Here is a 22,825-nt window from a genome sequence, read left to right on the forward strand (position 1 = left end):
CGCAACAGTGGGGCCTGGAACACGTTTACCCGTGACGAACCGGCCGCCGCGGGCGATGTCCCTGTTCAGCCAATTATACTCCCTTTGGAATCTAACGTTCCCTTTACAAAAAGCAAGTCAGCGGGATGCGAAAAAGAGAACACCTTCCCGAGTGGTTCCGCGTGCAGCTCCGCTCGGGCGAAAGCTTCAGCCGCCTGAGCCGCCTTCTGGCCGAGCGCGGTCTCAACACGGTCTGCCAGGGGGCGCGCTGCCCCAATATCTGGGAATGCTGGAACCACGGCACCGCCACGCTGATGATTCTGGGGGCGACCTGCACCCGCGACTGCCGTTTCTGCGGCGTGCCGCACAGCGCCGCTCCCGCCGCTCCCGACCCGGATGAGCCGGAGCAGGCGGCCGAGGCGGTCGAAAGCCTGAACCTGGCCTGGGCCGTGCTGACCAGCGTGACCCGGGATGACCTTCCCGATGGCGGTGCGGAGCATTTCGCGCGCACGGTGGCTGCGATCCACGCCCGCCGCCCCGCCTGCGGCGTGGAGATATTGATCCCCGACCTGCGCGGCAACCGGGACGCCCTGACCGCAGTGGCCGGTTGCGGCGCGCAGGTGATCGCGCACAACCTGGAAACCGTGCCGCGTCTTTACCCCAAGGCCCGGCCCCAGGCGGACTACGCCCTCTCGTTGGGCGTGCTCCGGGTGCTGGCGGAGATATCCGGGGGACGCTACCGGGTGAAAAGCTCTCTTATTCTGGGACTGGGTGAAAGCGAGGACGAGCTGGCGCGGGTGTTCGACGATCTGGCGGGAGCCGGGGTGAGCGCCCTGACCCTGGGGCAGTACCTTCCGCCCGGAAAGAAGCACCTGGCCGTGGAGCGCTACTGGAGCCCGGAGGAATTCGTGTCCCTGGCCGGGCGCGCCCGCGAGGCGGGGCTGGCGGATGTGGCCGCCGGGCCGCTGGTGCGCAGTTCCTACCACGCCCACGAGCTGGCCGGGAGCGACCTGCACTGCGACTGCGGAAGCACGAACACCGATAAAGCTATTTGAGCAGCACCAGCTTGCGCGTGGCGCTGAACCCGGTCGCGCTCAAGCGGCAGAAATAGACCCCCGAGGGCAGCACCCTTCCTCCCGTGGCCGTACCATCCCATATCACAGTGTACGCCCCCGGCTCGTGCGCGCCCTGGGCCAGCAGGCGCACCCGCTGCCCGCGCAGGTCGAACACCTCCAGACGCACCGTGGCCGGTCCGCCCTCGGGCACGTAATAAGTGATCGCGGTCGAGGGGTTGAACGGGTTGGGGCTGGCCCCGGCCAGGCTGTACTGGCGAGGCAGGGCGGTTTCGGCTGCTGCTTGCCGCACGGCCGCGCTCTCTGTCTCCCCCTGTCCGGGTATCCCGGCGAGCACTCCCAGCACGCGCACCCGTTCCAGGGACTGAGCCTCCAGGCTGACAATCTCTCCCCCGTTGAACACCGCATCCGAAGCCGACAAGTCGATCAGCACATAGAGCACACCACCGGCGCGGGTCTGCAGGAATCCGGCTCCGCGTGGGAGGTCCTTTCCCGGTGCGGCCAGGCCCGCGGCCTCCAGCTCGATCCGCATGAGACCCCCGAACCTCTCCCCGCCCGCGGCGGCCAGCACCGGGCAGCCCCCGCGTGACGACAAGCTCAACTCCGGGCAGCCGTTTAAGCCTTCCGCGGCCAGGACAGTGGCAGCGCGCGCCAGGGGATCATCCAGGGCCAGGCGGAACACCGCGGCGGCGTCGCTCAGGTCCACCTTGCCATCCGCGTTCACATCCGCGGCGAAACGGGCCTGCTGGTCGTAGGAGGAGGGCCGGGCGACGCAGTCGATCGCTGCCAGGGCGTCATCGATCCGGATCAGGCCGTCGCGCACCAGGTCGCCGTGACGGGGCAGCAGGCTCAGGCGCAGCTCGTAGAAACAGTTGCTCCCGGTCAGGCTGCCCGGGTCGCCGTAGGCCACCGCGGCCTCCAGCAGACGCAGGTAGAGCGTGGCCCCGCGCGGGCTGACAAAGCTCTGGAACGGGTCCAGGCCGCTCTCGTCGTCGCTTTCCACCACACGCCCGTCCAGCCCGGTGAAGCGCGCCCCGGTGGAATCGAACGCCTCGAAATAGGCATCCAGGCCCGAGACCGGCAGGAACGGCCGCGTGCTCGAGGCGTCCACGTCGATCACCACACTGTCGCCGCGGCGGACCTCGAAACGGAAGAAGTCGATGTCGTTGCGGTCTTTTGTCGAGGCGATTGTCCCCCGGATCGCGCTCAGGCCGTGGCTGACCGGGGGGTAGCCCACCGCGGGGAACACCGGGACTGCGTCCTGAAGGCGCTCGTTCGGCTCGAAGCGGTCCGCCCCCAGGCCGAACACCGCGGGCAGGCTGCTGCGTCCCGAGTCGCTGAACGCGCTCAGTGAGAACCCGGCGGGGTTGGCGGGCAGCGAATCCACAGTGAGCACGGTGTCGCCGGGCAGGCTGAGGAAGACCAGCGTGGTGTCCGCCACCGGGGTCGCGGCCGCGGGCCAGACAAAGGCTCCGTGCACCCGACGGCCCTCACTGCGCAGGTCCAGCCGAACCGTGCCGCCCGCCGGGGCGAGTGTTCCCTGCCAGAGCCCCTCCAGCCCGGCGGAAAGACCACCGGCGGTCCGCCCGAGGTTGAGCGTACCTCCAGCCGGCCCGTGGCCGGAGAGCTTTTCCAGCGTGCCCAGCATACGGCCCCGGTCCAGGCGCAGGCCGCTGACCCGATAGAGCGAGCTGTCCCCGGCGGCCTCGTGACGCAGGAGTTGAAATTCCAGCCCGTCCTCCGCGCCGCTGTCCAGGGCCTCAATCAGTGAGGCCTCGGGGTAGGACTGGGCCGCGTTGCTGTAGCGCAATGAAATAGTGACCGGCTCGGCCGGGGCCCGGCCGCTCAGGCTCAGCGGCGGATGGAAGAAAAGTTGCACCGCCCGTGCTCCCGAAGCCGTGCGGGTCTCGACCAGGCGCGGCTGCGACAGCGGCTCCAGGGCGGACTCGCCCTCCAGTTCCAGGCCCATGCGCCAGCTCACGCCGTAGCCCATCACGCTGGTGAACGTCTTGCCGCCATCCGCCGAGATGAACGACTCATCCACCTCCAGCTCGCCCTGTCCCGCCCCCAGCACGTCGATATTGTGAAATGCATTAAAACGCCCCTGGGGCGAGCGCACCACCAGCCACAGCGCGCCGTCCTGCGGCACCTCGACCGGGTAGGTGAACGGCAGCGGCCAGGAGCTTAGCAGGCTTCCGTCCCCGGCAAAATCGCGGATCACGGCCAGGGGGTGCTCCAGGTCCGGGCGCGAGGGGTCGGAGGGGTCGGTCCGGGCCAGGATTATCTCGGGCCAGACCACCTGCGCGCCCTCGGGCGGCGCGGTCACTGAGGCGAAATCGCAGGCCGCGCCCACGATCCGGTAGGGCGCGCGGAACACCTGCGGGAACTTGCGCGCAATCATATCGTTCGTGGAGGACTGGGCGCTGGAGGGCGAGCGGAGCTGGTTCACCGCCACGATATAGTCCCGCTCGCCGAACATCCGCCAGAGCCGCTCCCGCCCCTGCGGATAGTAGTTGGTGATGAATTTCACTCCCGAAACCGTCCCCCCGGCTCCCACCTCGACCGGCTCCCAGTCCAGCGGGTCGCTCTCACGTCCGCTCTCGCGCGCTCCGTTGTAGAACTCGTCCCAGATATAGTCCACATCGCCGAAACGGCTGACCAGGGTGTTGAACGCGTTGCGGTTGGTGCCGGTGGGAAGGTCGTCCATGGGCTGAAGGCCCAGCACGTAGCGTCCGGGCGGAAGGCCGGGGATGCGGAAGCGCCCCCACTGGTCCGAGAACACGCCGATAGCGGTGGCGGCCCGGTGGTAGGCATCGATCAGGCTGCGGTAGGGCGCGCCCTCGGCCGAGAGTGCGACCACGAAATCCCCTCGCCCGGGGCCGCCGTCCGTGCCCTTGACCACCTGGCCCTCGATGGTCCCATAGCTGGAGCCGAACTCCGCGGTCGGATAGAGCATGGCCAGGGAGACCTTGTCATCCGCCTCCAGGCTGGTCATCGGGTTGCCGCTGCCGTCCGCGGCGTTGGGCAGGGCCAGGGAGAACATGGTGGGGGTGACATTCTTCCCGGATAGAGTTGTCCCCAGGTCGCGGATCGGGCTGTGCACCAGCCCGGCCAGGTGGCCGATCTCGTGGCTGAACACGGCCTGCATGCTGAGCGCGCCCGGGGTGTTGTCCACGGCGAAATCCACATCCGAGTAGGGGCCGCCCACATCCCAGCGCAGGTCGCAGTCGATGATTGTCCCGGCCTCCCAGACCCCTTCCGGGAAATCCGGGAAATCTATCTTCCCGTCCTGGTCCCAGTCCAGTCCCTCGGGGCCGACCCAGGTGCGGCGGGCCAGCACAAAGGGGCGCGCGCTGGCGATGGCGTCTTTCTGCACCCCGTGGATATACTCGCTGTCCGCGAACGTGATCACGTTGACCAGGTCGAGCTTGTGGTCCGGGATATCCCGGCGCTGCCCGGCGTACTCGAAGCGCATCCTGGAGCCCGGCACCGCGTTCCACTGCCCGAACGACCAGCTCAGGGCGGCCAAGGCCTGCTCCGGGGTGACCCCGTAGGGGCTCTTGCCGGCGATGGAGTCCGGGTCGAAATACCAGCGGACGCGCCCTCCCCGCACCGGGCCGTAATCGCGGCTCAGGTCCCAGAAAATGTCCACCGGGCGGTCGAGGATACGCGAGTAGCCAGCCTGCACGTTGCCCGCGGCAAGTGAGGTTGTCGAGGCGGCGCTCTTTTTCTTCCCGGCCTTTTCGACTGTATTCAGCGGGAGCTGCGGCGCCGCGGCCCCGGCGGGCAGGCTTTCCCCCAGGTACGAGGCCACGCTGCGCAGGAACAGGGCGAGCGGCAGGGGACGGTCGGCGGGCCAGACATGGCCATCCGCGGCCAGGACCGGCCCGGCGGGCTCCACGCCCGGATTGACCCGCGGCAGGCCGTCCGCGTCCGGCTCCACGCGGTAGACCCCGGTGGCGAGGCCATCCAGCTCGTATTCCCCATCCGGCGAGTCCTTGAGGAACAGCACCGCGGCCTCGCTCCGGCTGAACTCCGGCGCGCCCGGGACCACATAGGCCACCACGCCCACTGTCCCGCCCGGCACGCGCAGGCTCACAGTTCCGCCGCGGCCTTTCAGGGTCTGCATGGCGCTCAGGTCGTAATGGGTGTAGATACGTCCGTTCTCGGCGCTGCAGCGGGCGGAGAGAACCTTTCCGTAGATTATGCAGTCGGCGGAGAGGGTCTGCTCGCGCAGCGTGGTCCGCAGCGGCTGGTCGGCGCGCAGGGCGGCAACGGACAAGAGCAGAGCCAGGACCGGGAGAAGGCGCAGGGTATTTGAGCCGAGGCGGGTCATTTGAGGAGCACCATCTTGCGTGTGATCGCTGTGCCGCCGGCGCTCAGACGGTAGAGATAGACCCCGGCGGGAAGGTCGCGGCCACGCTCATCGCGGCCGTCCCACTCCACCGAGTATGTCCCTGCCGCCCGCTCACCCGCGTCCAGGGTCGCCACCCGCCGTCCACCCAGGTCGAACACCTCCAGGCGCACCATCCCGGCCGCCTCCAGGCTGAACCGGATACAGGTGGAGGGGTTGAACGGGTTGGGTGCGTTCTGGTAGAGCGCAGACGCGCGCGGCAGGCTCACCCCAGCCGACAAACCGTTACTTCCGGTCAGGGCCAGGAAGCGCGCGGCCTCCCCGCCCGGAGTATCGACACTCAGCCCGCCCTCCGGCCCCAGCCTCAGCGCGGAACCGTCCGGGAAAGCGAACCTCTCACCTGCCACTGCGGCCAGGGAGGCGGAGCTTTTCTCCCCCGGGCTGTCCGGGTCACGAGCGGGAGCCGGTATCACCTGGCGCAGAAGGCCGGCGAAATCCTGGTAATCCCCCAGCCACGCGCCGTCACCGTCCCAGTCCGCAGCGGCCAGTTGCGCCGGGCTGAACGCTGTGCTGTCCAGGACGCCGCGCACCAGGAAATACAGCACAAAGGCGTCCCGGTAGCTTAAGCTCCCGTCGCCGTCCAGGTCGCCCCGGCGGTTAAGACGGCGCACCTGGAGACTGTAGAACCGGTCGGCGGCGTTCTGGAAACTGCCACCCTCAAGGAAAGCGCGGTCGGCGACCAGGGCCAGGTAGCGGCCGGAGGCGTTCACCCGCGCGCCCAGGGGGACGCTGTCCTCGCGGTGGGCCAGCACCGCGCCGCTGGAGTCGAGCAGGCTAAGCGCGGGCGCGAGCGCGCTGCCCGAGCTGTCCAGCCCGGCCAGCACCAGCGAGACCGAATCGCCGGCCTGAAGCTCGAAGCTGAAGAAATCGAAATCCAGGGAATTGTCGATCATCCCCTCGGCGGCAAACACACCCTGCGTGTCGGAGGAAAGCGCAACAGCCTTGTCCGGGCTGTCGTTGGGCTCGTTGGGATCGACAGCCATCAGGTGCACCGCGGCGGAGGGAAGGCCGGCAACTGAGCCGGCAAGAAGCGAAAAAGTGAGGCTCAGGCGCCCGGCGGGCAGGCCGCTTAAGCTCAGCGTGCCGTCCGGCTCCAGGGGCACGCTCCATTCGGCGGCGAGGCTGCCGTCCGGGGCCAGGCTCCGCACGAACACGTTTTCCGGGAGAAAGGGCAGCCGGGCGCCGTCCGCCAGCGAGCCAGGCAGGCCCAGGCGCACGCTCAGCCCGTCCTTGCCGCTCTGCACCCGGAGCACTGACGGGGCGGCCGGAGGCGAGGAAAGAAATAGCTCGCCGCCCTGACGGCCGGGTTCGCGGCGCAGGGCATACAGGCTGCCCGACGAGGCAAAGCAGAGAGTCAGCAGCAGCGCGGAGACAGCGGCCCGCTGGGCGGGTGTCGGCATGGTCCGGTCGCGGATGGGGGTGGTCGTGGTCTCGGGGGGCCGCGGCAGTCATGACGGGGCCGCTTTGATTATACGCCAAGGCGGCCGGGCTGTCAATCCGGCGAAGCGGTGCGGAGGTTGAGCGGCAAGCGGTCAGGGCGCAACGGTGCGCTCGCGGGCCTCCCAGGCGCCGACCGTGAGGTCGCCCGCGACCACGCTGCCGCTCATGAAGGAGTTCTCGGAGAGCAATCCCAGGTAGAGCACCGGTTCGCCCTCGTAGACCACCAGAGCGCCGCCGGCCAGGAGATTGAAACGCAGGTCCGGCTTCTCGAATACCCCGTTGGCCAGGGCAAACGTGTCCCGGCGCACCGGCCCGGACAGCTCGATCCGCTCGCGCACCAGGTAGCTGCCGGACAGGGAGATCGGGTTGGGCTGGCTGAACACCAGGTAAATCGTCTCTGTCGAGCCCTCCCCGGCGACCGAGGTGAGCTGGCCTTTCCAGATGCCGCTGAGGGAGGAGCGGGTCAGGTTGGCCTCGCGCTGGACATCGAGAAGCTCCGAGGGCAGGGTGGAAAGGGTCCCCCCGCCGCAGGCCATGAATGTCAGGGCGGCCAGGGCCGCCAGCAGGCGGGGCTTTCTCAGAAGCGCCATGTCACCCCCCCGTGGATAGCCATGTTGGCGCTGGTCTTGGACTGGCGCTCCAGCAGCGCGCCCCCGGTTTCCAGCGCCCCGGTGACCTCGGTGCTGGTCACGATCCAGCTCGCCCCGGCCTCGAACGATATGCGCGAGAACAGGTGCTTGCCGATGGTCCAGCCGATCATCGGCCCCATCAGGTTGTCGGTGCGGCTCTTCCCAGCGGCCGTAGCCTTGAGTGTCATCCGTCCCAACCCCAGATGCAGATGGTTGTCGAACTTTTTCAGGATCGGCACGGCCGCAGCGTTGACTTTCCAGGCCACGCCCAGGCTGAGCAGCGAGGCCTCGACATTCAGCGTATCCAGCCCGGTCAGCGGCCCGGGTATCTCCTGGTCCGGCCCCAGGGCGGAGACAGTTGGTACGCCGCTGAACCGCCCGAACTCGAACGCCAGCGTGGGAGTCAGGTCCACCTTGACCCCGATGCCTTTCAGCATGGTCGAGGCCAGGCCGAGCGCGGAGCCGAAACTCTGCTTGCGCAAACCCAGGACCAGCGAGGTGCGGTGTTTCAGGCTATCGTAGCTCCAGGGCGAGGGCCGGACCTGGATCATCCTGGCGCTGTCCCGCTCGGCCTGACGGCGCAGGGTGAGGGTCCGCAGAAGGTTCAGGTCGAGCCGGGCCAGGCTGTCGCGGCGCTCCAGGTCGCCAAGCAATCCGCTCAGCTCACGGTCACGCTGCTCCTGGCGGTCGGCGGCATCCCGAAGCTCCTGCACCTGTTGCAGGCTGTAGCGCGGCTGGATATAGAAGCCCACATCCCCTTTCCAGATCCAGCCGGTCGCACCGCTGGGCAGACTCACCTGGTAGAACTGCTCGGCCTCGGACACGATGTCGAACACCTCGCCGCGGTAGACCCGGGCCAGGAGCTGTCCCTCGGAATTGGGGAAAGCCCGGATGGCGCTCTCGCCGGCGAGCACCTCCACCTTGCGTCCCTGCCAGCGCTGGCTGATCTCGCTGCCGGTGACCATGTACTCCATATCGTGGGTGCGCTCCACACCATACGAGATCACCCAGCCGTTCCGGCGGTTGTCGGACGGGCCGAACACTATCTTGTACCAGTTGTCCTGTTCCTCGGAGACTCCCACCACGCTGTTCTGCGGCAGGTACTTGATGATGCTGTCGGTGAGGGACTGCCCGGCGTAGACCGGGATCAGACGCAGCTTGACCTTGAGGTTGAAGCCGATATCGACGTTGATCTGGCCGGGTTGCGGGCCACCGTGGGCCATGGTGTCGGCGGAGGCGGCGGTGGTGTCGGCTGACAGCAGCTCACCCTGGGCCGCGAGACTGCCACAGAGGACAAGGAGCAGGCACAACACCATCCCGGCCGACTGACACAGAATCCTGGCTATATACTTGGGCATCTGGGCCTTCCCGATTGTCCCCGCGAGCGTTCCCGGACCCGGCCGGCCGTGCCCTGACTGAGCACCGGCCCGGACGCAATCCGGCCCTGGTTTCCACTTACTATATCGGCAGCGGGCGGTCATACTTTCGTTTTGCGGAACGCCGCGCCGAGGGCCCGCGACAGCGCAACGGGGAGTCCGAGCATAAACCTAAGCCCCAAGGCCAGATACAGGACCACGCGGGCCGGGGCCTCCCGCAGGCCGCCGTGGTGCTTGCGTATATACTGGCAGGCGGTGAAATTGAGGTCCCAGAGACGGCCCAGTGGGCGCTGACTGCTGCTCACGGCCCGCAGGTGCTGCACCCTCACCGCCGGGTGGTAGTACAGCTTCCAGCCCCCCTCGCGCGCCCGCCGGCACCAGTCTAAATCTTCGGCGTACATAAAAAACCGCTCGTCCAGGCCCCCCACAGTCTCCAGGGCCGCGCGCCGGATGAGCATGAAACTGCCGCTCAGGCTGTCCACCTCGATTGTCCGTTCGGCCGGGACTTGGCCGTAGATGTGTCCGGCGAAAAGACGGCTGGAGGGGAAAAGCATGTCCAAGGCCAGGCTGCGGCAGAGCATGCCCCAGGCCGAGGGCTCGCGGCGGCGGCAGCCGCGCTGGAGACGGTTGTCACTCCCCAGGATCATCGGTCCCACCGCGGCGGCCTCCGGGTGCTCCGCCAGAAATGCGAGCAGCGGCCCCAGCGTGTCCGCACTGAACCGGGCGTCCGGGTTGAGCAGCAGCACGAACGGGCTGGAGCGGTCGGTCTGCGCCAGACCCTGGTTCACCGCAGCAGCGAACCCGCGGTTGTCCGGGTTGCGGATCACCCGCAATCCCGGCAGGATCGGCTGTGCCGTCTCCACCGAGCTGTCGATGCTGGCGTTGTCCACCAGGACCACATCCAGGTCCAGGCCCGGATGGCAGCCGGACAGGCTCTCCAGGCAATTCCGAAGCGCCTGACCTGCGTTCCAGTTGACAATCACCACCGGGATTCTGTCCACGCCGCGCCTTTCCCAGGCAGAGAAGCGTTGCCGGCCGGCTCAGGGCCGGACAAACTCGTGCTCCGGGTCCTTGACGCTCAGCACCGGGCAGGGGGCCTTGCGCACCACGCGCTCGGTGGTCGAGCCGATAATCATGTATTCCAGCCCGGTCAGGCCGTGCGTGGCGATCAGGATCAGGTCGATCTCGTGGCTCTTGGCGTAGTTTATTATCTCGACAAATGGCTTGCCGCTGGCCACATCGCAGGTGAAATCGATCTGTCCGCGCAGGTCGTTGTAGACAAACTCGTCCAGGGCGTCCAGGGCCCGGTCGCGCAGGCCCTTGTCCAGGTCGAACGGGGTTTCCTTGTCCACGAGGTAGAACGCGGGGTGGATCCGCTGCTCGAACACGTGCAGCACGTGCAGCCTGGCGTGATACTTTTCGGCCAGGGAGACCGCGTAGGGCAGGGCCTTTTTCGAGTACTCCGAAAAATCGGTCGGCAGCAGGATGTTCTTGATCTGGCTCAGTTCCCGCGTGTGGGGGGCGTGGTGGCGCACACTCAGCACCGGGCAGTCGGCCAGGCGCACCACCTGCTCGGTGGTGCTGCCGAACAGGAAATGTGTCACCCCGGTGCGGCCGTAAGTGCCCATCACGATCAGATCGGCCTTCTCCTCCTCGGCCACCCGGATGATCTCCTGGTAGGGCGAGAACCCGCGGGTGACAACCTTGCGTATCTTGAGGTTGCGGTCGGCGTGGTTTGCGATCAACCGGTCGATGTGCTCGTGGGCCTTGCGCTGAAGCTCGTCCTCGTATTTCTGGGCGTAGTCCTCCATCTTGCCGAACTGCTCATCCGGCGAGACCCCGCCCTCCTGGTACAGGCTCAGCACGTGCATCATCAGCACCTCCGAGCCGAACTCCTCACCCAGCATCACGGCATAGCGCAGGGCATCCTCGGCCGATTCGCCGAAATCGGTGGGATACAGGATTTTGTCGAGCTTAATCATCTTGGACGCTCCTGTAACGGTGGACAACCGGGCAAAGATAACAACTGATTTCGATATCTTACGACCACTTTTACACCGCTATATATGCGGGCCTCTTACCGGGTGTAGATGCCTGATAAAGTGCCCTTTCCCCCTGCGGCCGCCAGGCCCCTGTGGGGGCCGCGTAGAGTAATTGTCCGCTTGGCCGAAGCCCTTTTGTTCATGTAGGGTCGCACCCGCGTGTGCGACCGGGCGGACACATGGGTCCGCCCCTACGGGGTTTTCCACTCACCGCGGTTTGAATGCAGCACTGTATAACACACGAAACGGATCACTGTCAGCAGATGCGCGGCAGAAGCTCATCCCCCAGCGGGACCACCATCCTGCGGCCTCCCACCAGGGTGCGCACCGTGACCGCCCGCGGGCGCGACTCGCTCAGGACGCCGATCAGGGCCGCCCGGGCCGCCCCTGCCCCGCGCAGGGCCTCCAGGGCCCGCTCCGCCTGCTCCGCGGCCACTATCGCGGTCAGCACGCCCTCGTTGGCCAGGAACAGCGGGTCGAAACCCAGTATCTCGCAGGCGCCGCGCACTGCCTCCAGCACCGGGATATCGGCCTCGGTCAGCTCCACGGCCAGGCCCGAGCGGGAGGATATCTCGTTCAGCACACCGGCCAGACCGCCGCGGGTGGGGTCGCGCATCATCCTCAATCCCGGGCAGGCGGCCACCAGCGCCCCGGCCTTGGAAGCAAGGGGCGCGACATCGCTTTCCAGGGCGGTCTCCAGGCGAAAACTTTTACGCGCGGCCAGGATCGCGACACCGTGGCTGCCCACCGGGCCGCTCACCAGCACCCGGTCGCCGGGGCGGCACTTTTCTGGTCCCAATTCCAGGCCCGCCGGCAGCACGCCGATCCCGGCCGTGTTGATGAAAATCCGGTCCGCCGCGCCGCGGGCCACCACTTTCGTGTCCCCGGTGACAAGCATCACCCCGGCCTCGGCCGCGGCCCGGGCCATGGAGTCGAGTATGCGCTCCAGGTCGGCCAGGGGCAGGCCCTCTTCCAATATGAGCCCGGCCGAGACCCAGCGCGGCTCGGCCCCGGCCATCGAAAGGTCGTTCACCGTGCCGCAGATGGACAGATAGCCGATATCCCCGCCCGGAAAGAACACCGGGTCGATCACGTAGCTATCGGTGGTGAAAGCGATCCGCTCGCCGCTGCCCAGGCCCAGCACTGCGCTGTCGCCCAATTGGGCCAGAAGCGGGTTGCCCAGCCGCGGCAGGATAGTCTCGCGGATCAGCCGTCCGGTCACCTCGCCGCCGCTGCCGTGCGCCAGACGGATGAGTTTTTCCTCTGTGTTCACAAGCCTGTCACCCGCCCCGCTCATCGGCGCACCTTCCCGGCGGGCGGAGTCCAGGCCCCGTGCGCGCTCACCCAGTCCCACATCTGGCCTGCCTGTTCCACCGCGGACGGGATATCCTCCTCGAACATCAGGCGGCGGGCCACCAGGGCCTCGGCCGCCTTGCGCACCGCCTCCAGGTACACCCCCCGTCCCCGGTAGCGCTCCTCCAGGCTCTTGCGCCCGTCCCCCAAACGCTTCCTCTCCTCGCGGGTCGCCGGGAACGGCAGCCAGGCCCCGCTCAGACGGACCGCGCGGGTGTTGTCCACCCGGTCGAACCAGGCGGGGTAGTTCCAGCCGGTATAGCTGGCCAGGGGCTCCGCAGCCAGCGGGGTGGCGATCCCGGACTTCTCGTTGCCGTCCTCCCCCACTGCGGGCACCAGCACCGGGTAGAGCTCGCCCGGCACGGGCAGAGCATTATCCAGGATGCCTTGCGCAAAACGCGGCCCCCAGTCGAAACGCGGGTGCAGCTCCACCAGGGCCGGGGCGGCAACGCCTTTCATTGACGGGAACCCGAACTCCTCCAGAGCCACCAGTTCGCCCGCCTCCAGGCGCGGGTAACTGCTCTCGGGCGGCAGCTCTCCGTCGGTGACCCAGCGGGCCAGGTCCTCCAGCAGCGGGGCCTCGACCAGATCGGGGTTGTTGGGGTTGGGCGGAAGGTAGAAGCCCGCGGACTCGGCCGGGTGGCCCTCCACCAGCGGGGCGTTGCCGTGGGAGGTGCCACGGATGAGGTAGATACGCACGTTGTCCGGAACTGGCAGGTCTTTCGCGCCCCGGGTGTCCACATGGGTCAGGGCCGCGCCGCTCGACCAGTACTCGGCCGAATGGTGGACGTAGAAAGTCCTGGGGCGGTATTTATCCGGCACATCGCACTGGAGGCAGCCGGAGGCCCCGCTCAGGGCGTCCTCGCTGCGGCTGTCGGCAAACGGGAACTCGAACTGCGGGTAGAAACCCCAGGCCCGCGAGGGCTGGGCGAAGCGGTAGTTGAAGAACCCGCGGCGGCAGCCCGGTACGTTGGAGAACACACCATCGAACACCACCGAGTCGTTGAGCGCGGCGTTGAAGCCCTGGTACACGAAGTCCCGCAGGAACCGTCCGCACTGGCTGGAGCCATAGGCGAGCGTATGAGTCACAGCACTGGCCTTGGCCGCGGTAAGCAGCGGGTTGAGCGTGTCCGCGCTACGCAGGAACCCGACCAGATCGCGCACCGCGGTGAACCCGAGGCCCATGAGCGGGCTGCGGCTGGGACGGTAGCGCACGGTGTAGAGCTTGCCCGGCTGGAACCCTGGGGAATAGACCACGCTGGTGCTGTCAGTCAGGGTGTCAGCGTTGACAATCCGCGCGAAACGCCAGTCGCCGCGCGGGACAACAGTGCCCGGGTCGGCGTGGCTTTCGTGCACGCGCATCTCGGCGGAGGCGGCGGAGTCGGCCAGCACAGGGAGGACCTCGTGGTTGGGGTCGGCCAGGGAGGACTGGTACAGGCCCGGTCCGCCCTCGATCTCGGCCAGGGCCTGGCCCGGCATGGCGATCCCCTCATGCTTGGCGTCGGGGGCGTAGAGCTTGAGCCGCTCCGGGGTGTCGACAAGGTCGGCCTGCCAGCCCGAGAAAGCCAGGCAGAACCCCTGCTTCATCAGCCTTGCCAGGGGCTCGGCGCTGCCGGTGGGGCCGGAGGCCAGGGCGGCCCAGGGCGCGGGGTCGGCCAGACGGGTGTCGAAATTGCCGCGGTTGACCACGGTATAGAGCAGGGCCCCGTTGGCCCGGGCCAGGTCCACCGGCTTGACAATCACGAACTCGGCCTCGTAGCGCACTCTTCCATCCAGCCCGGCGGCGTACACCAGGTCGGTCACGCGGGTGTTGTGGCTGTCCACCGGGTCCAGCACGTAGCTCACCCGTCCGAACAGCGCCTCATACTGTCCCGCGCCGCCGAACGCGATCCCCTCGCCCAGCAGCACCCGGCGCTCGACAGTGAACCCGCTCACCCCGGCATAGCCCTGGGCGCCGGGCTTGCCCTTGCCGCAGCCGGAAACGAGCAGGGCCAGAAGCGCCAGGACCGGTAATAGACTTAGAATCGGGTGCAGCTTGCGGCTTGGTCCGGTCATCGGTCAAGCTCTCCGTTGACAGAGGTGGTGTACCAGGGAAACCCGCGGGCGCACGCTGACTAATAATACGCTCACCGGGTGGCGGCAGGCAAGACAGACGGTCCGGTTCAGACCGCGTAGCCCCGCAGGATGGCGTTGAACAACAGTTTGAACGTGCCCCAGCTCTGAGCTCGGCTCTGCGGCCCGAAACCGAACAGGATCACATGACCCTTGCCCAGGCTGACATCCACCACCGCGGGCTGGCCCTGGACGGCCTTGGCCCCAACCACCCAGCCGCTGATCAGCGGGTCAGCCGCGGCGTAGGAGGCCACCACCCGACGGTCCAGCTCCACCGTGGGCGGAATGAACGTCTCCAGCAGGACACCGTCCGCCCAGAACGCCGCCGCACTCTGCGGCATGCCGAACCCCACCGGGTCGCGGGTGTCCACCTCCAGGCGCAACAAGGATCCGGGGCAGAAAAACTCGCCCTCGAATGTCTTGCCCTTGGCCTCGCGCACAGGCAGGCCGAACTCCTGCAACGGAAGGGCGCAGGCCTCGCGCAGCGCGATCAGGACTCCGCCCTCGCGGACGAATTCCTCCAGGTTCTTCACACCGTCCTTGCCTATCCCGCCGCAGTACTCGGGGGGACGGCTTCGCAGGCCCCAGCCAGCGGCCTCCGGGCCCGCGCCGGTTATCATCTCGTCCTTGCCCAGGCTGGGCAGGATTATGACCTCGTAATCGCGGCGAAGGCCGCCCTTTTTCGTCCGCTCGTTGGTCAGACGGTCCCAGTCGAAGCCGAAGCGGTCGAGGGTGTAGCGGGTCCAGCCCTCATCCTCGCTGGCGACCCAGCCACGGTAGAGGCCCACCCGCCCGCGTTTGAGCGGGAACTTGTAGCCCGCGGGCAAGGCGCCCACCGGGGTGAACACCACCCGGCAGGAGTCGGCCACGCGGCCGAGCACCCGTTCGGGGCCCTCGACCAGCAACGCCCCGGCGCTCCAGCGGCGGTCCGCGGCGCTCACCTCCTCGGCGTAGCGCTCCACGCGCACACGCTGATCCAGCAGCATGTTCAGGGCCAGATAAGTGTTGCAGTCGCGGCTGTCGAGCAGGGCCAGCCCGCCGGCGGAGGCGGCCTCGGCCTGCGGGGCGCCCTTGAGCTGGGCCAGCTCGGCCTCGAACGGCTCCGTCAGTTCATCCACCCGCACGCCCATCAACGGGCCCAGGCTCCAGGCAGCGTTGTCGTAGGGCTGCTTGGGCGGGCCGCCGGGGTACTCGCGCAGGTCGGGATAGGGCTTCACCTCCAGCATGTCCTTGATGAACCGTCCATAGGGCTGGCCGGTCTTGAGCACCACCGTGTTCTCGGGGTAGACCCGTCCCCCGGCGCTGAACGGCTCCGTGGCGCGCTGGATCTCGCAGTGGGTGCGGCCGAAGATTTCCAGCAGACGGGCCACCGCGCCGGGGTCGTCCTGCCGTGGCGGGATCGCGTAGGCGTAGGGCGCGCCGTGCTCGGGAAGCTCCACCGCCTCGGCCGCCATGTGCTCGAAATTCCGCAGGAACTGCTCGCGGTGCCTGGAGGCGCAGTCGATCATCGCCCGCATGGCCACGAGCTGGTAGTCGATTATGTCGCGCAGACGCCACCAGCCGCCGGGCCAGGGGTCGATGAAATTCATCTGGCGGGCGTACTCGGGCAGTCCCTCGGCCCCGGTCAGCTCGGAGCGCTCCACGTACAGCGGGGTGGCGATCCGCGCCGAGGCGGTCTCGGTCAAGAGAGCCGTGATATTGTGCTGGGTGGCGTTGGGCCGCACGCTGCCCTGATACCAGCCCGAAAACATGGCGTTGTTGATCACCCCGCTCTTGCCGGAGGCGGCCAGGCAGTATTTCATGTAGGAGCCAAGCACCTCGATCTGCTCCCAGACGAGACGCGGGTTGTTCGGGTTGGGCGGGTCGTAGAACGGCGGGACAAACATCCGCACGCTGCTGGAGCCCATCTGGTGGACATCCAGCAGCACCTGGGGATGCCAGGAGCCGTACATCACCTCGACCAGGGCGCGGGTCTCGGCCAGGTTGAGGAAAAACCAGTCGCGGTTGTTGTCGTGGCCGGAGTACTGATGGTAGAGCCAGGGCAGGTCGCCACCCTCGTAGGGCGTGCCCACGAAGCGGTCGTAGTAGTCCACTATCATCTGCTGGCCGTCCGGGTTGGCCGTGGGCACGATCATCACGACCACATCCTGCAGGGCGCGCTCGATCACCGGGTCGGTGCCCGCGGCCAGGCTCCAGGCCAGCTCCAGGGCGGTGTTGGAGCTGGCGATCTCGTTGCTGTGCTGGTTGCAGAGGAACAGGACAAACACCTTGCCCTCGGCCACCAGCGAGTCGACCGCGGCCCCGGAGAGTGTGCGCGGGTCGGCCAGACGGCGAACGGCGGTGCGGTGGGCGTTCAGCCGGGCCATGTTCTGTTCGGTCGAGATCACGGCCATATTGAGCGGCCGGCCCTGGGTGCTCGTGCCCACCTGACAGTAGAATATCCGTTCCGACTCCTGGTCCAGCTTGGTCAGGTAGCCGTCGATCTCCTCCAGCCCGGCCAGCTTGCGGTCCGCGCCCAGGTGGTAGCCCAGGTAGTCGTCCGGCGAGGTCAGGGCCGCGGCCCGCCGCGGGCCCAATCCGGTTGAAAGGATTACCGACAGAAAGATCACCCTGAGTCTGAGGCTCATTGTCCGCTCCGCTTTGACCGGCGCTCCCATCCCGGCTTTATGAAAGGGGAAACCGGGGATTGAAAATGAAATGTCGCAACTGAGCCACAGCGTGTCAACAGGTTTTTCTTGGTCCGCTACCCGAAACTCTTGCCCCCGGCGGCGGGCGGCGTGTACTTTATAGACCCTGATCGGTGACATTTCCAAACCCTCCCGCGGAGAAACCATGATTCGCCAAGCCACACTGCTGTCGTTCCTGCTGGCCCTGAACGCATTGCTCTCAACCGCGGCCGCCCAGAGCGGCGAGGACTGGTCGGTCACCGTCCTGCCCGCCTCGGTGCGGCTGGACCTCTCCAGCGGACGCTTGCTGGACAGCCGTCCCGAGACCTATAAGATGAAATCCCTTGATGGGGTGCTCCAGAAAAACTGGGTCTACGACGGCGCCAAGGTGTTCCTGGCGGCGGCCCGCGGCGAATATGTCTCTTTCCAGGTGGTCCTGGAGCGCAAGAGCGAGAGCGCACTCAAGGATATAATTGTCAGGATGGAACCGTTCCGCTGCCAGGAGTTCAGCCTGGCCGCCGAGCCGGAGCTGTTCCTGGAATGGGCGGTCGAGGTGAAAGAGGTCTCCACCGGGTACGAGCGCGCGAGCCTCGGGGCCGGCTGGTACCCGGACGCCCTGGTGCCGCTCGGCTGCGTGCAGATGGACATCGCCGGGATGAGCCGCCTGAGCTGGCCCCTGGAACTGCCAGATTTCCGTAACCGGGTGGACAACCAGAAATATCTGGTCGTCTGGGTCGACCAGTTCGTGCCGTTCGAGCGGGTGGGCGCGGCCCCCGGAGTCTACACCAGCCGGATAAGCGTAAAGGTGGAGGGTGTGGAGAAAGTGATCCCGGTGGAGCTGACAGTCTGGGATTTCGCCATCCCCCGCGAGAACCGTCTGGCCGGCAACCTTCAGCACGAGGGTTTCCTGCGCAGCATGGACCCGCGCCAGGAACTCCAGGTCTACCAGCTTTTCAAGCGCCACCGCGTGGTCCCGGCCGACCCGACCTATGTGCCCAAGATCGAGGTCGGCTCGGGCGGTGAGGTAAAAATCGACTGGGCCCCGTTCGACCAGCGGTTGCAAAAGTATTTCAGCGGCGAGGCTTTCAGCGAAAAGTACGGCTACAGCGGCCCCGGCCAGGGCGAACCCATCGAGCAGTTCATGCTGCCGTTCGATGTCTACGGCAAGTACGACACCCGCGGCTGGCCGGATATCGGCAAGCCGGATGTGGAGCGCAAGCCCGAGAACCGCAAAATCTACATCGAGGCGATCCGCCAGGTGCGCGAGCACATCCTGGGCCTGGTGGACCCCAAGAAAATCCGGCTGATAGTCTACCTGAACGGCCTGGATGAGAGCTATTTCCCCGAGGCCTGGGACCGCATGGACTACTACGGGAAAATGTTCCACGAGTATTTCCCGGAGGCTAAGTACCGGGTGGACGGCAGCTATCCGAAAGAGGCGATGGAGGTGATCCACGACGCCATCGACTACTGGTGCTGCCACACCATCGGCTACGACATCGAGACCATCAAGCAGTACCGCGCCCTGGGGGTGACCGACTGGCTGTACGGCCCCATGCTGTACGAGCGGGAGGAGAACGGCTGGTGCGGCAGCAGCACGTTCATGGACCTGCCCCTGGTCAGCGAGCGGGCCATAAGCTGGGCCTGCTGGAAATACGGCACCCTCACCTGGTGTTCCTGGGGCATCGGCAGCGGCTGGGACTATGGCTGGTACAACAGCGAAACATGGAAGGACTATTTCCGCGACCACGGCGCCGGGCCGCTCAGCTACCGGCGCTACAACGGCAACGCCCTGGGAGTGTACGCACCGGGGATCGTGCCGAACGTGGACATCCCCTGCGCCACGCTGCGGCTCAAGGCCATGCGCGACGGGGTCGAGGAGTACGAGTTGCTGCGCCTTCTGTCCGAAACCGACGGCAGCCACGCGCGCGCGGACAGCGTGGTGAACGCGATTGTCAAGGAACCGTTCGGCAAGAAATCCATCGGCAACCTGGATGTCTGGAGCTACGACCCCGAGGCCTGGGACCGGGCGCACGACAGCCTGGGCGGGATGTTGGACGCCGCTATCAGCGGAAAAAAATAGAGCGGGTGATATGGTCACGGCACACGTGACCATTCCATACACACCCCGTCGGCTTGCGCCGCCACCCCTCTTATTAGAGGGGACTGAATGCGCCGTACTTTGGCCGCATAGCCAAATCATGGGCAAGGGTGGCTTTTCTCCCCTCTTGAGAGGGGTGCCCGCGAAGCGGGCGGGGTGTGTAATGTCTGGGCCCCGGTTGCAAGGTTCTTGTACATGGGCATGCTATTCTTTTAACTAACCATCGTAATTTCCGCGCAAACGCGCTCGAGGTAATAGCACATGGCATGGGACAACAAACCGGGCGAGGGGCCGGACTGGCCGGAGCGCCTGTTCCCGGAAGCGCTGGCAATCCTGGACAAGCAAGGCCCGGAAAAAGGGCTTCTGCCGGCCATCCAGGCTCTCTACGCGCATCAGGTAAGGTTCTGGGCCGAGCTGAAGGAAGCTCTCGAAAGCTTCGAGAAAGTGCAGGTGCGCGAGGTGCCGGTGACAGGCTGTCCGGTGCGGCTGCAGTTCAACCCGGCCCGGGCGGCCAGTGTGAGCGCCCCGGTCTCGGCGGAGGCGATCAAGGCGCGGCCCTGTTTCCTCTGCGCGGCCAACATGCCCGCGGGCCAGCTCGGGTTCCAGTTCGGGCCGGGACTGGTGGCGGTGGTGAACCCGTTCCCCATTTTCCCGAGCCACCTGGTGGTGCTCTCGACCGAGCACCGTCCGCAGAGCGTGACCGGCACCTTGGGCCCCATGCTCGATTTCAGCGCGGCCAGCGGGTTCAGCACGCTTTACAACGGACCGGGCAGCGGAGCCAGCGCCCCGGACCATTTCCATTTTCAGGTCGCTCCGGTGGGAGCGATGCCGTTCGAGAACGAGGTCCTGGGCCTGGGTAGCGAGCGCGAGGGTGTCTTTGTCCGCCCCGGCCTGCCCCAGCGGCTCTATCTCCTGAGCCGGAGCCGGGAGCGGACGCTGGAGTTGTTCGAGGCCCTGGCCGATGAGTTGAGAGGCCTGACCGGTCGGAGCGAGCCGGAGCTGAACCTGGCCCTTGTCCCGCGGCCCGGGATGGCCCCGGCCGTGGCCGTGCACCCGCGCGGCAAGCACCGTCCGGACTGCTACTATCTGGAGGGCGAGGCGCGACGGATGGTCAGCCCCGGCTCCTGCGACATGGCCGGGCTGGTGATCCTTCCCCGGCGGAGCGATTTCGAGCGTCTGGACGGGCCCGCGCTGGAGGCGATCTACCGCGAGGTCGGCCTGCCCGGGGCGCAGTACGATGAACTCTGCCAGCGCGTGGGCGCCATGCCCCTGCCCTGAGGCCTCCCCTGCGCTGTTCACGGCATAAAGTCATAAGCTATGACATCCCCTGCTTGTTCCGGACCCACTTTCCCAAGGAGCGCAAGCCGTGGAAACAATCAAATCCATCCATCTCAGGCTGGCCTTTCTGATCGGTTTGTCCCTCCTGGCGGTCCTGTCCGGGGCGGCCCTGGCCCAGAACCCGGTGGCCCCGGAGCACAGTTTCGAGCTGGCCCGCAGACTGTACGTGGATGACCTGGCTTTCCCGCGGGATTACCGGGCCGGCAAGTACACGGCCTACGGCAACCCCACGCTGGGCGGCCAGAAAACCGTGGTCGAGCTGAGCGGACCCGGCGTGCTCACCCGTCTCTGGACCACCCAGATGCACGACTCCGATCTGGTGAAACTGTTCATCTACGTGGATGGCTCCGCCGAGCCGGTGCTGGCCGGACCGTCGCGCGAGCTGGCCGCCGCGGCCCAGGGCCTCAGCAGCCCCGCGGCGCCCTGGGGCGGGTTCCTGGACGGCAAGAGCGTGAGCCTCTACCTGCCCATCCCGTTCAGCAAGAGCCTGCGTATCGACGCCCAGTACGAGCAGGACCTGCTGGACGGCCCCTACTGGCAGGTGGACTATAAGAAATGCCCGGTCAGCGCGCCCATTGCCTGGAAACAGGTGAACGGCAGCGACGGCATACGGATTGTCCCAGCCGGAGAGACCGAAGCCCCGACGGCAGTCCAGAAAAGAACTATGAAGACCGTGGCCCGCGAGGTGCGGGCCTCCGCCTGGCCCGCCGATATCCTGATCGACGGCCCGGCGGTCATCCGCGCCATCCATATCAACAGCAACTACCTGAACCAGCTCCTGCTGCGCATCGCATTTGATGCGCCCGGCGGCTACGGCGACCCCAACCGGCGCATGGACCACGTGGATTTCCAGGTGGATGCCCCGCTCAAGTATCTGGTCTCCGATTTCAAGACCGCGCCGCTGGAGCTGAGCGGCACCACGGCCTCGCTCTATTTCCCGATGCCGGTGCGCAGGCAGGCCCTGCTCCAGCTCCAGGTGATCATGGAGGAGCAGAGCTTCCACGAGGGGGTCGCGGCCACGGTGACAGTGGAGTACGAGCCCGACCCGGCGGGCCTCGACAGGATGTACTATTTCCACGCCCAGGCCAACACCGCGGTGGGTGACGGCTACGAGGATGTCGAGGTGCTGAGCGCGCGGGGCAAGGGGCATTTCGTGGGGGTGAACCTGTTCGACACGAGCCATGACCACGGCGGCGGGGACAACATTTTCTTCGACGCCGGCACGCCCACGGCCGGGCAGCTCCACGGCATCTGCGGCGAGGACTATTTCCACCACGCCTACATGCGGACCGGGGTAAGCGCCCCCTATGTCCACTGCCCCACCCACAGCGCCCGGACCCGTCAGCACATCGAGCTGCCCATCCCGTTCGAGGACTCGTTCACTTTCGACTGGGGCGTGTTCAAGGGGGTGATGCCCAAGGCGGTGGCGTTCTGGTACCAGAAAGAGCTGACCTCGAAGGAAACGAAGGATTTGACCTACACGGTGAGCGGGCCGTTCCGTCTGGAGCAGTTCGGCAGTCTGGCTCCGGGCAAGGCCCTGCCGGACTCGGTCTACATCCGCAAGACCGACAAGACCTTTGCGCGTAAGCTCTGGAGCCAGAGAGCCCAGAACGGGTTCGTGGAGCTCTGCCACGCCTACCGTCAGTACGCCAACACCATCCCGCCCTCGCCCGGCGACCTGGAGTTCGACTGCTGCTATTTCGCCGAAACCCGTATCTGGGCCGCCCGCGCCGCGGAGACTATGTTCCTGGTCGGCTGCGATGACCGCATACAGGTCTACCTGAACGGCAAGCTTCTGGGTGAGAACCCCGGCCGCCAGGAGCCCGATCCCTACCGTCAGTTCACGCTCAGTGGCAAGCTGAACGCCGGAGAGAACCGGGTGCGGGTGGTGCTGGCCAACACGACCAATTTCAACTGGAAATGGACCGGGTTCAGCCTCTGTCTGCAGAACGACCTGGGTGAGGGGCAAATGATGTATATGTATTGAGAGTAGGCAGTTGTAAATCGTCTTAACAATGGGGGCACGGCGTGCCGCGCCCCACATTTTTGTCCCCCACCGGTATTCCGGCCCCAGCTCCCTTTGGTCCTTTCGGGCAAGACCAGCTTTGTCCGGTTAGGAGCTTGCAGTTTGAAGCTGACCGTCTCATTTCTGCTTTGGTTTCGGCCCAGTAGTGTCCGGTTAAGGTAGAAAAAAAGCGGGCTAACCCTATTTCTTATTAGATTTGAAGCGCCAACCGCAAATCTGAATAAGAAAACAGGAGGTTAGCCCGATGACAAGGAATACAGTATTCGGTCAGGTTAT

At 66.7% G+C, this 22,825-nt stretch carries 13 protein-coding genes; 4 read left to right on the forward strand and 9 right to left on the reverse strand.

Features of this window, described 5'->3' with window-relative positions; genetic code table 11:
• Positions 1-125 precede the first annotated feature (125 nt).
• The gene (gene lipA, locus LLH00_00315; protein ID MCE5269709.1) at positions 126-1,034 is read left to right on the forward strand and encodes a lipoyl synthase; all 909 of its coding nucleotides are present in this window, start codon (positions 126-128) and stop codon (positions 1,032-1,034) included.
• Here the strand turns inward: lipA and LLH00_00320 are convergent.
• The 9 genes from LLH00_00320 to LLH00_00360 all read right to left on the reverse strand — a co-directional run bounded on the left by LLH00_00320 (position 1,027) and on the right by LLH00_00360 (position 17,045).
• Complete coding sequence (locus LLH00_00320) at positions 1,027-5,388, reverse strand: T9SS type A sorting domain-containing protein (protein ID MCE5269710.1); 4,362 nt, start codon at positions 5,386-5,388, stop codon at positions 1,027-1,029. The genes lipA and LLH00_00320 overlap by 8 nt on opposite strands.
• Positions 5,385-6,866, reverse strand: a complete 1,482-nt coding sequence (locus tag LLH00_00325; GenBank protein ID MCE5269711.1) for a T9SS type A sorting domain-containing protein — start codon at positions 6,864-6,866, stop codon at positions 5,385-5,387. The genes LLH00_00320 and LLH00_00325 overlap by 4 nt, the downstream gene beginning before the upstream one ends.
• Positions 6,867-6,998: 132 nt before the next feature.
• A complete protein-coding gene (locus LLH00_00330; GenBank protein MCE5269712.1) occupies positions 6,999-7,496 on the reverse strand; it encodes a hypothetical protein in 498 nt (165 codons plus the stop codon).
• A complete protein-coding gene (locus tag LLH00_00335; GenBank protein ID MCE5269713.1) occupies positions 7,484-8,893 on the reverse strand; it encodes an SH3 domain-containing protein in 1,410 nt (469 codons plus the stop codon). Before LLH00_00335 ends, LLH00_00330 begins: the two co-directional genes overlap by 13 nt.
• Before the next feature lie 119 nt (positions 8,894-9,012).
• The gene (locus LLH00_00340; GenBank protein ID MCE5269714.1) at positions 9,013-9,912 is read right to left on the reverse strand and encodes a glycosyltransferase family 2 protein; all 900 of its coding nucleotides are present in this window, start codon (positions 9,910-9,912) and stop codon (positions 9,013-9,015) included.
• Between the two features lie 39 nt (positions 9,913-9,951).
• A complete protein-coding gene (locus tag LLH00_00345) occupies positions 9,952-10,893 on the reverse strand; it encodes a universal stress protein (GenBank protein ID MCE5269715.1) in 942 nt (313 codons plus the stop codon).
• A gap of 316 nt (positions 10,894-11,209) precedes the next feature.
• On the reverse strand, positions 11,210-12,226 hold the full coding sequence (gene hypE / locus LLH00_00350; protein ID MCE5269716.1) for a hydrogenase expression/formation protein HypE: 1,017 nt from the start codon (positions 12,224-12,226) through the stop codon (positions 11,210-11,212).
• Positions 12,227-12,246: 20 nt separating this feature from the next.
• Positions 12,247-14,361 carry a hypothetical protein gene (locus tag LLH00_00355; GenBank protein ID MCE5269717.1) on the reverse strand — a complete coding sequence of 705 codons (2,115 nt, stop codon included), beginning with the start codon at positions 14,359-14,361 and terminating at the stop codon, positions 12,247-12,249.
• A 107-nt stretch (positions 14,362-14,468) separates the two neighbouring features.
• Positions 14,469-17,045 carry a M14 family metallopeptidase gene (locus LLH00_00360; protein ID MCE5269718.1) on the reverse strand — a complete coding sequence of 859 codons (2,577 nt, stop codon included), beginning with the start codon at positions 17,043-17,045 and terminating at the stop codon, positions 14,469-14,471.
• A 205-nt stretch (positions 17,046-17,250) separates the two neighbouring features.
• On the opposite strand from LLH00_00360, the gene LLH00_00365 reads away from it, so the two are divergent.
• The 3 genes from LLH00_00365 (at position 17,251) to LLH00_00375 (ending at position 22,510) form a co-directional block, all read left to right on the forward strand.
• Positions 17,251-19,167 (forward strand): DUF4091 domain-containing protein, encoded by a 1,917-nt coding sequence (locus LLH00_00365; protein ID MCE5269719.1) that lies wholly within the window; start codon positions 17,251-17,253, stop codon positions 19,165-19,167.
• A gap of 279 nt (positions 19,168-19,446) precedes the next feature.
• Positions 19,447-20,463, forward strand: a complete 1,017-nt coding sequence (locus tag LLH00_00370) for a DUF4922 domain-containing protein (GenBank protein ID MCE5269720.1) — start codon at positions 19,447-19,449, stop codon at positions 20,461-20,463.
• A gap of 88 nt (positions 20,464-20,551) precedes the next feature.
• Positions 20,552-22,510 carry a DUF2961 domain-containing protein gene (locus tag LLH00_00375; protein MCE5269721.1) on the forward strand — a complete coding sequence of 653 codons (1,959 nt, stop codon included), beginning with the start codon at positions 20,552-20,554 and terminating at the stop codon, positions 22,508-22,510.
• Positions 22,511-22,825: the final 315 nt, after the last annotated feature.

The sequence above is a fragment of the bacterium genome (genome assembly GCA_021372515.1).
Classification (GTDB): domain Bacteria; phylum Gemmatimonadota; class Glassbacteria; order GWA2-58-10; family GWA2-58-10; genus JAJFUG01.

What these genes read in the sequence shown, in the direction of transcription:
- LLH00_00330 (MCE5269712.1), bottom strand. Translation starts at nt 7,496, where the DNA reads ATGGCGCTTCTGAGAAAGCCCCGCCTGCTGGCGGCCCTGGCCGCCCTG.
- LLH00_00365 (MCE5269719.1), top strand. Translation starts at nt 17,251, where the DNA reads ATGATTCGCCAAGCCACACTGCTGTCGTTCCTGCTGGCCCTGAACGCA.
- LLH00_00345 (MCE5269715.1), bottom strand. Translation starts at nt 10,893, where the DNA reads ATGATTAAGCTCGACAAAATCCTGTATCCCACCGATTTCGGCGAATCG.
- LLH00_00335 (MCE5269713.1), bottom strand. Translation starts at nt 8,893, where the DNA reads ATGCCCAAGTATATAGCCAGGATTCTGTGTCAGTCGGCCGGGATGGTG.
- LLH00_00320 (MCE5269710.1), bottom strand. Translation starts at nt 5,388, where the DNA reads ATGACCCGCCTCGGCTCAAATACCCTGCGCCTTCTCCCGGTCCTGGCT.
- LLH00_00325 (MCE5269711.1), bottom strand. Translation starts at nt 6,866, where the DNA reads ATGCCGACACCCGCCCAGCGGGCCGCTGTCTCCGCGCTGCTGCTGACT.
- LLH00_00355 (MCE5269717.1), bottom strand. Translation starts at nt 14,361, where the DNA reads ATGACCGGACCAAGCCGCAAGCTGCACCCGATTCTAAGTCTATTACCG.
- LLH00_00360 (MCE5269718.1), bottom strand. Translation starts at nt 17,045, where the DNA reads ATGAGCCTCAGACTCAGGGTGATCTTTCTGTCGGTAATCCTTTCAACC.
- LLH00_00370 (MCE5269720.1), top strand. Translation starts at nt 19,447, where the DNA reads ATGGCATGGGACAACAAACCGGGCGAGGGGCCGGACTGGCCGGAGCGC.
- lipA (MCE5269709.1), top strand. Translation starts at nt 126, where the DNA reads ATGCGAAAAAGAGAACACCTTCCCGAGTGGTTCCGCGTGCAGCTCCGC.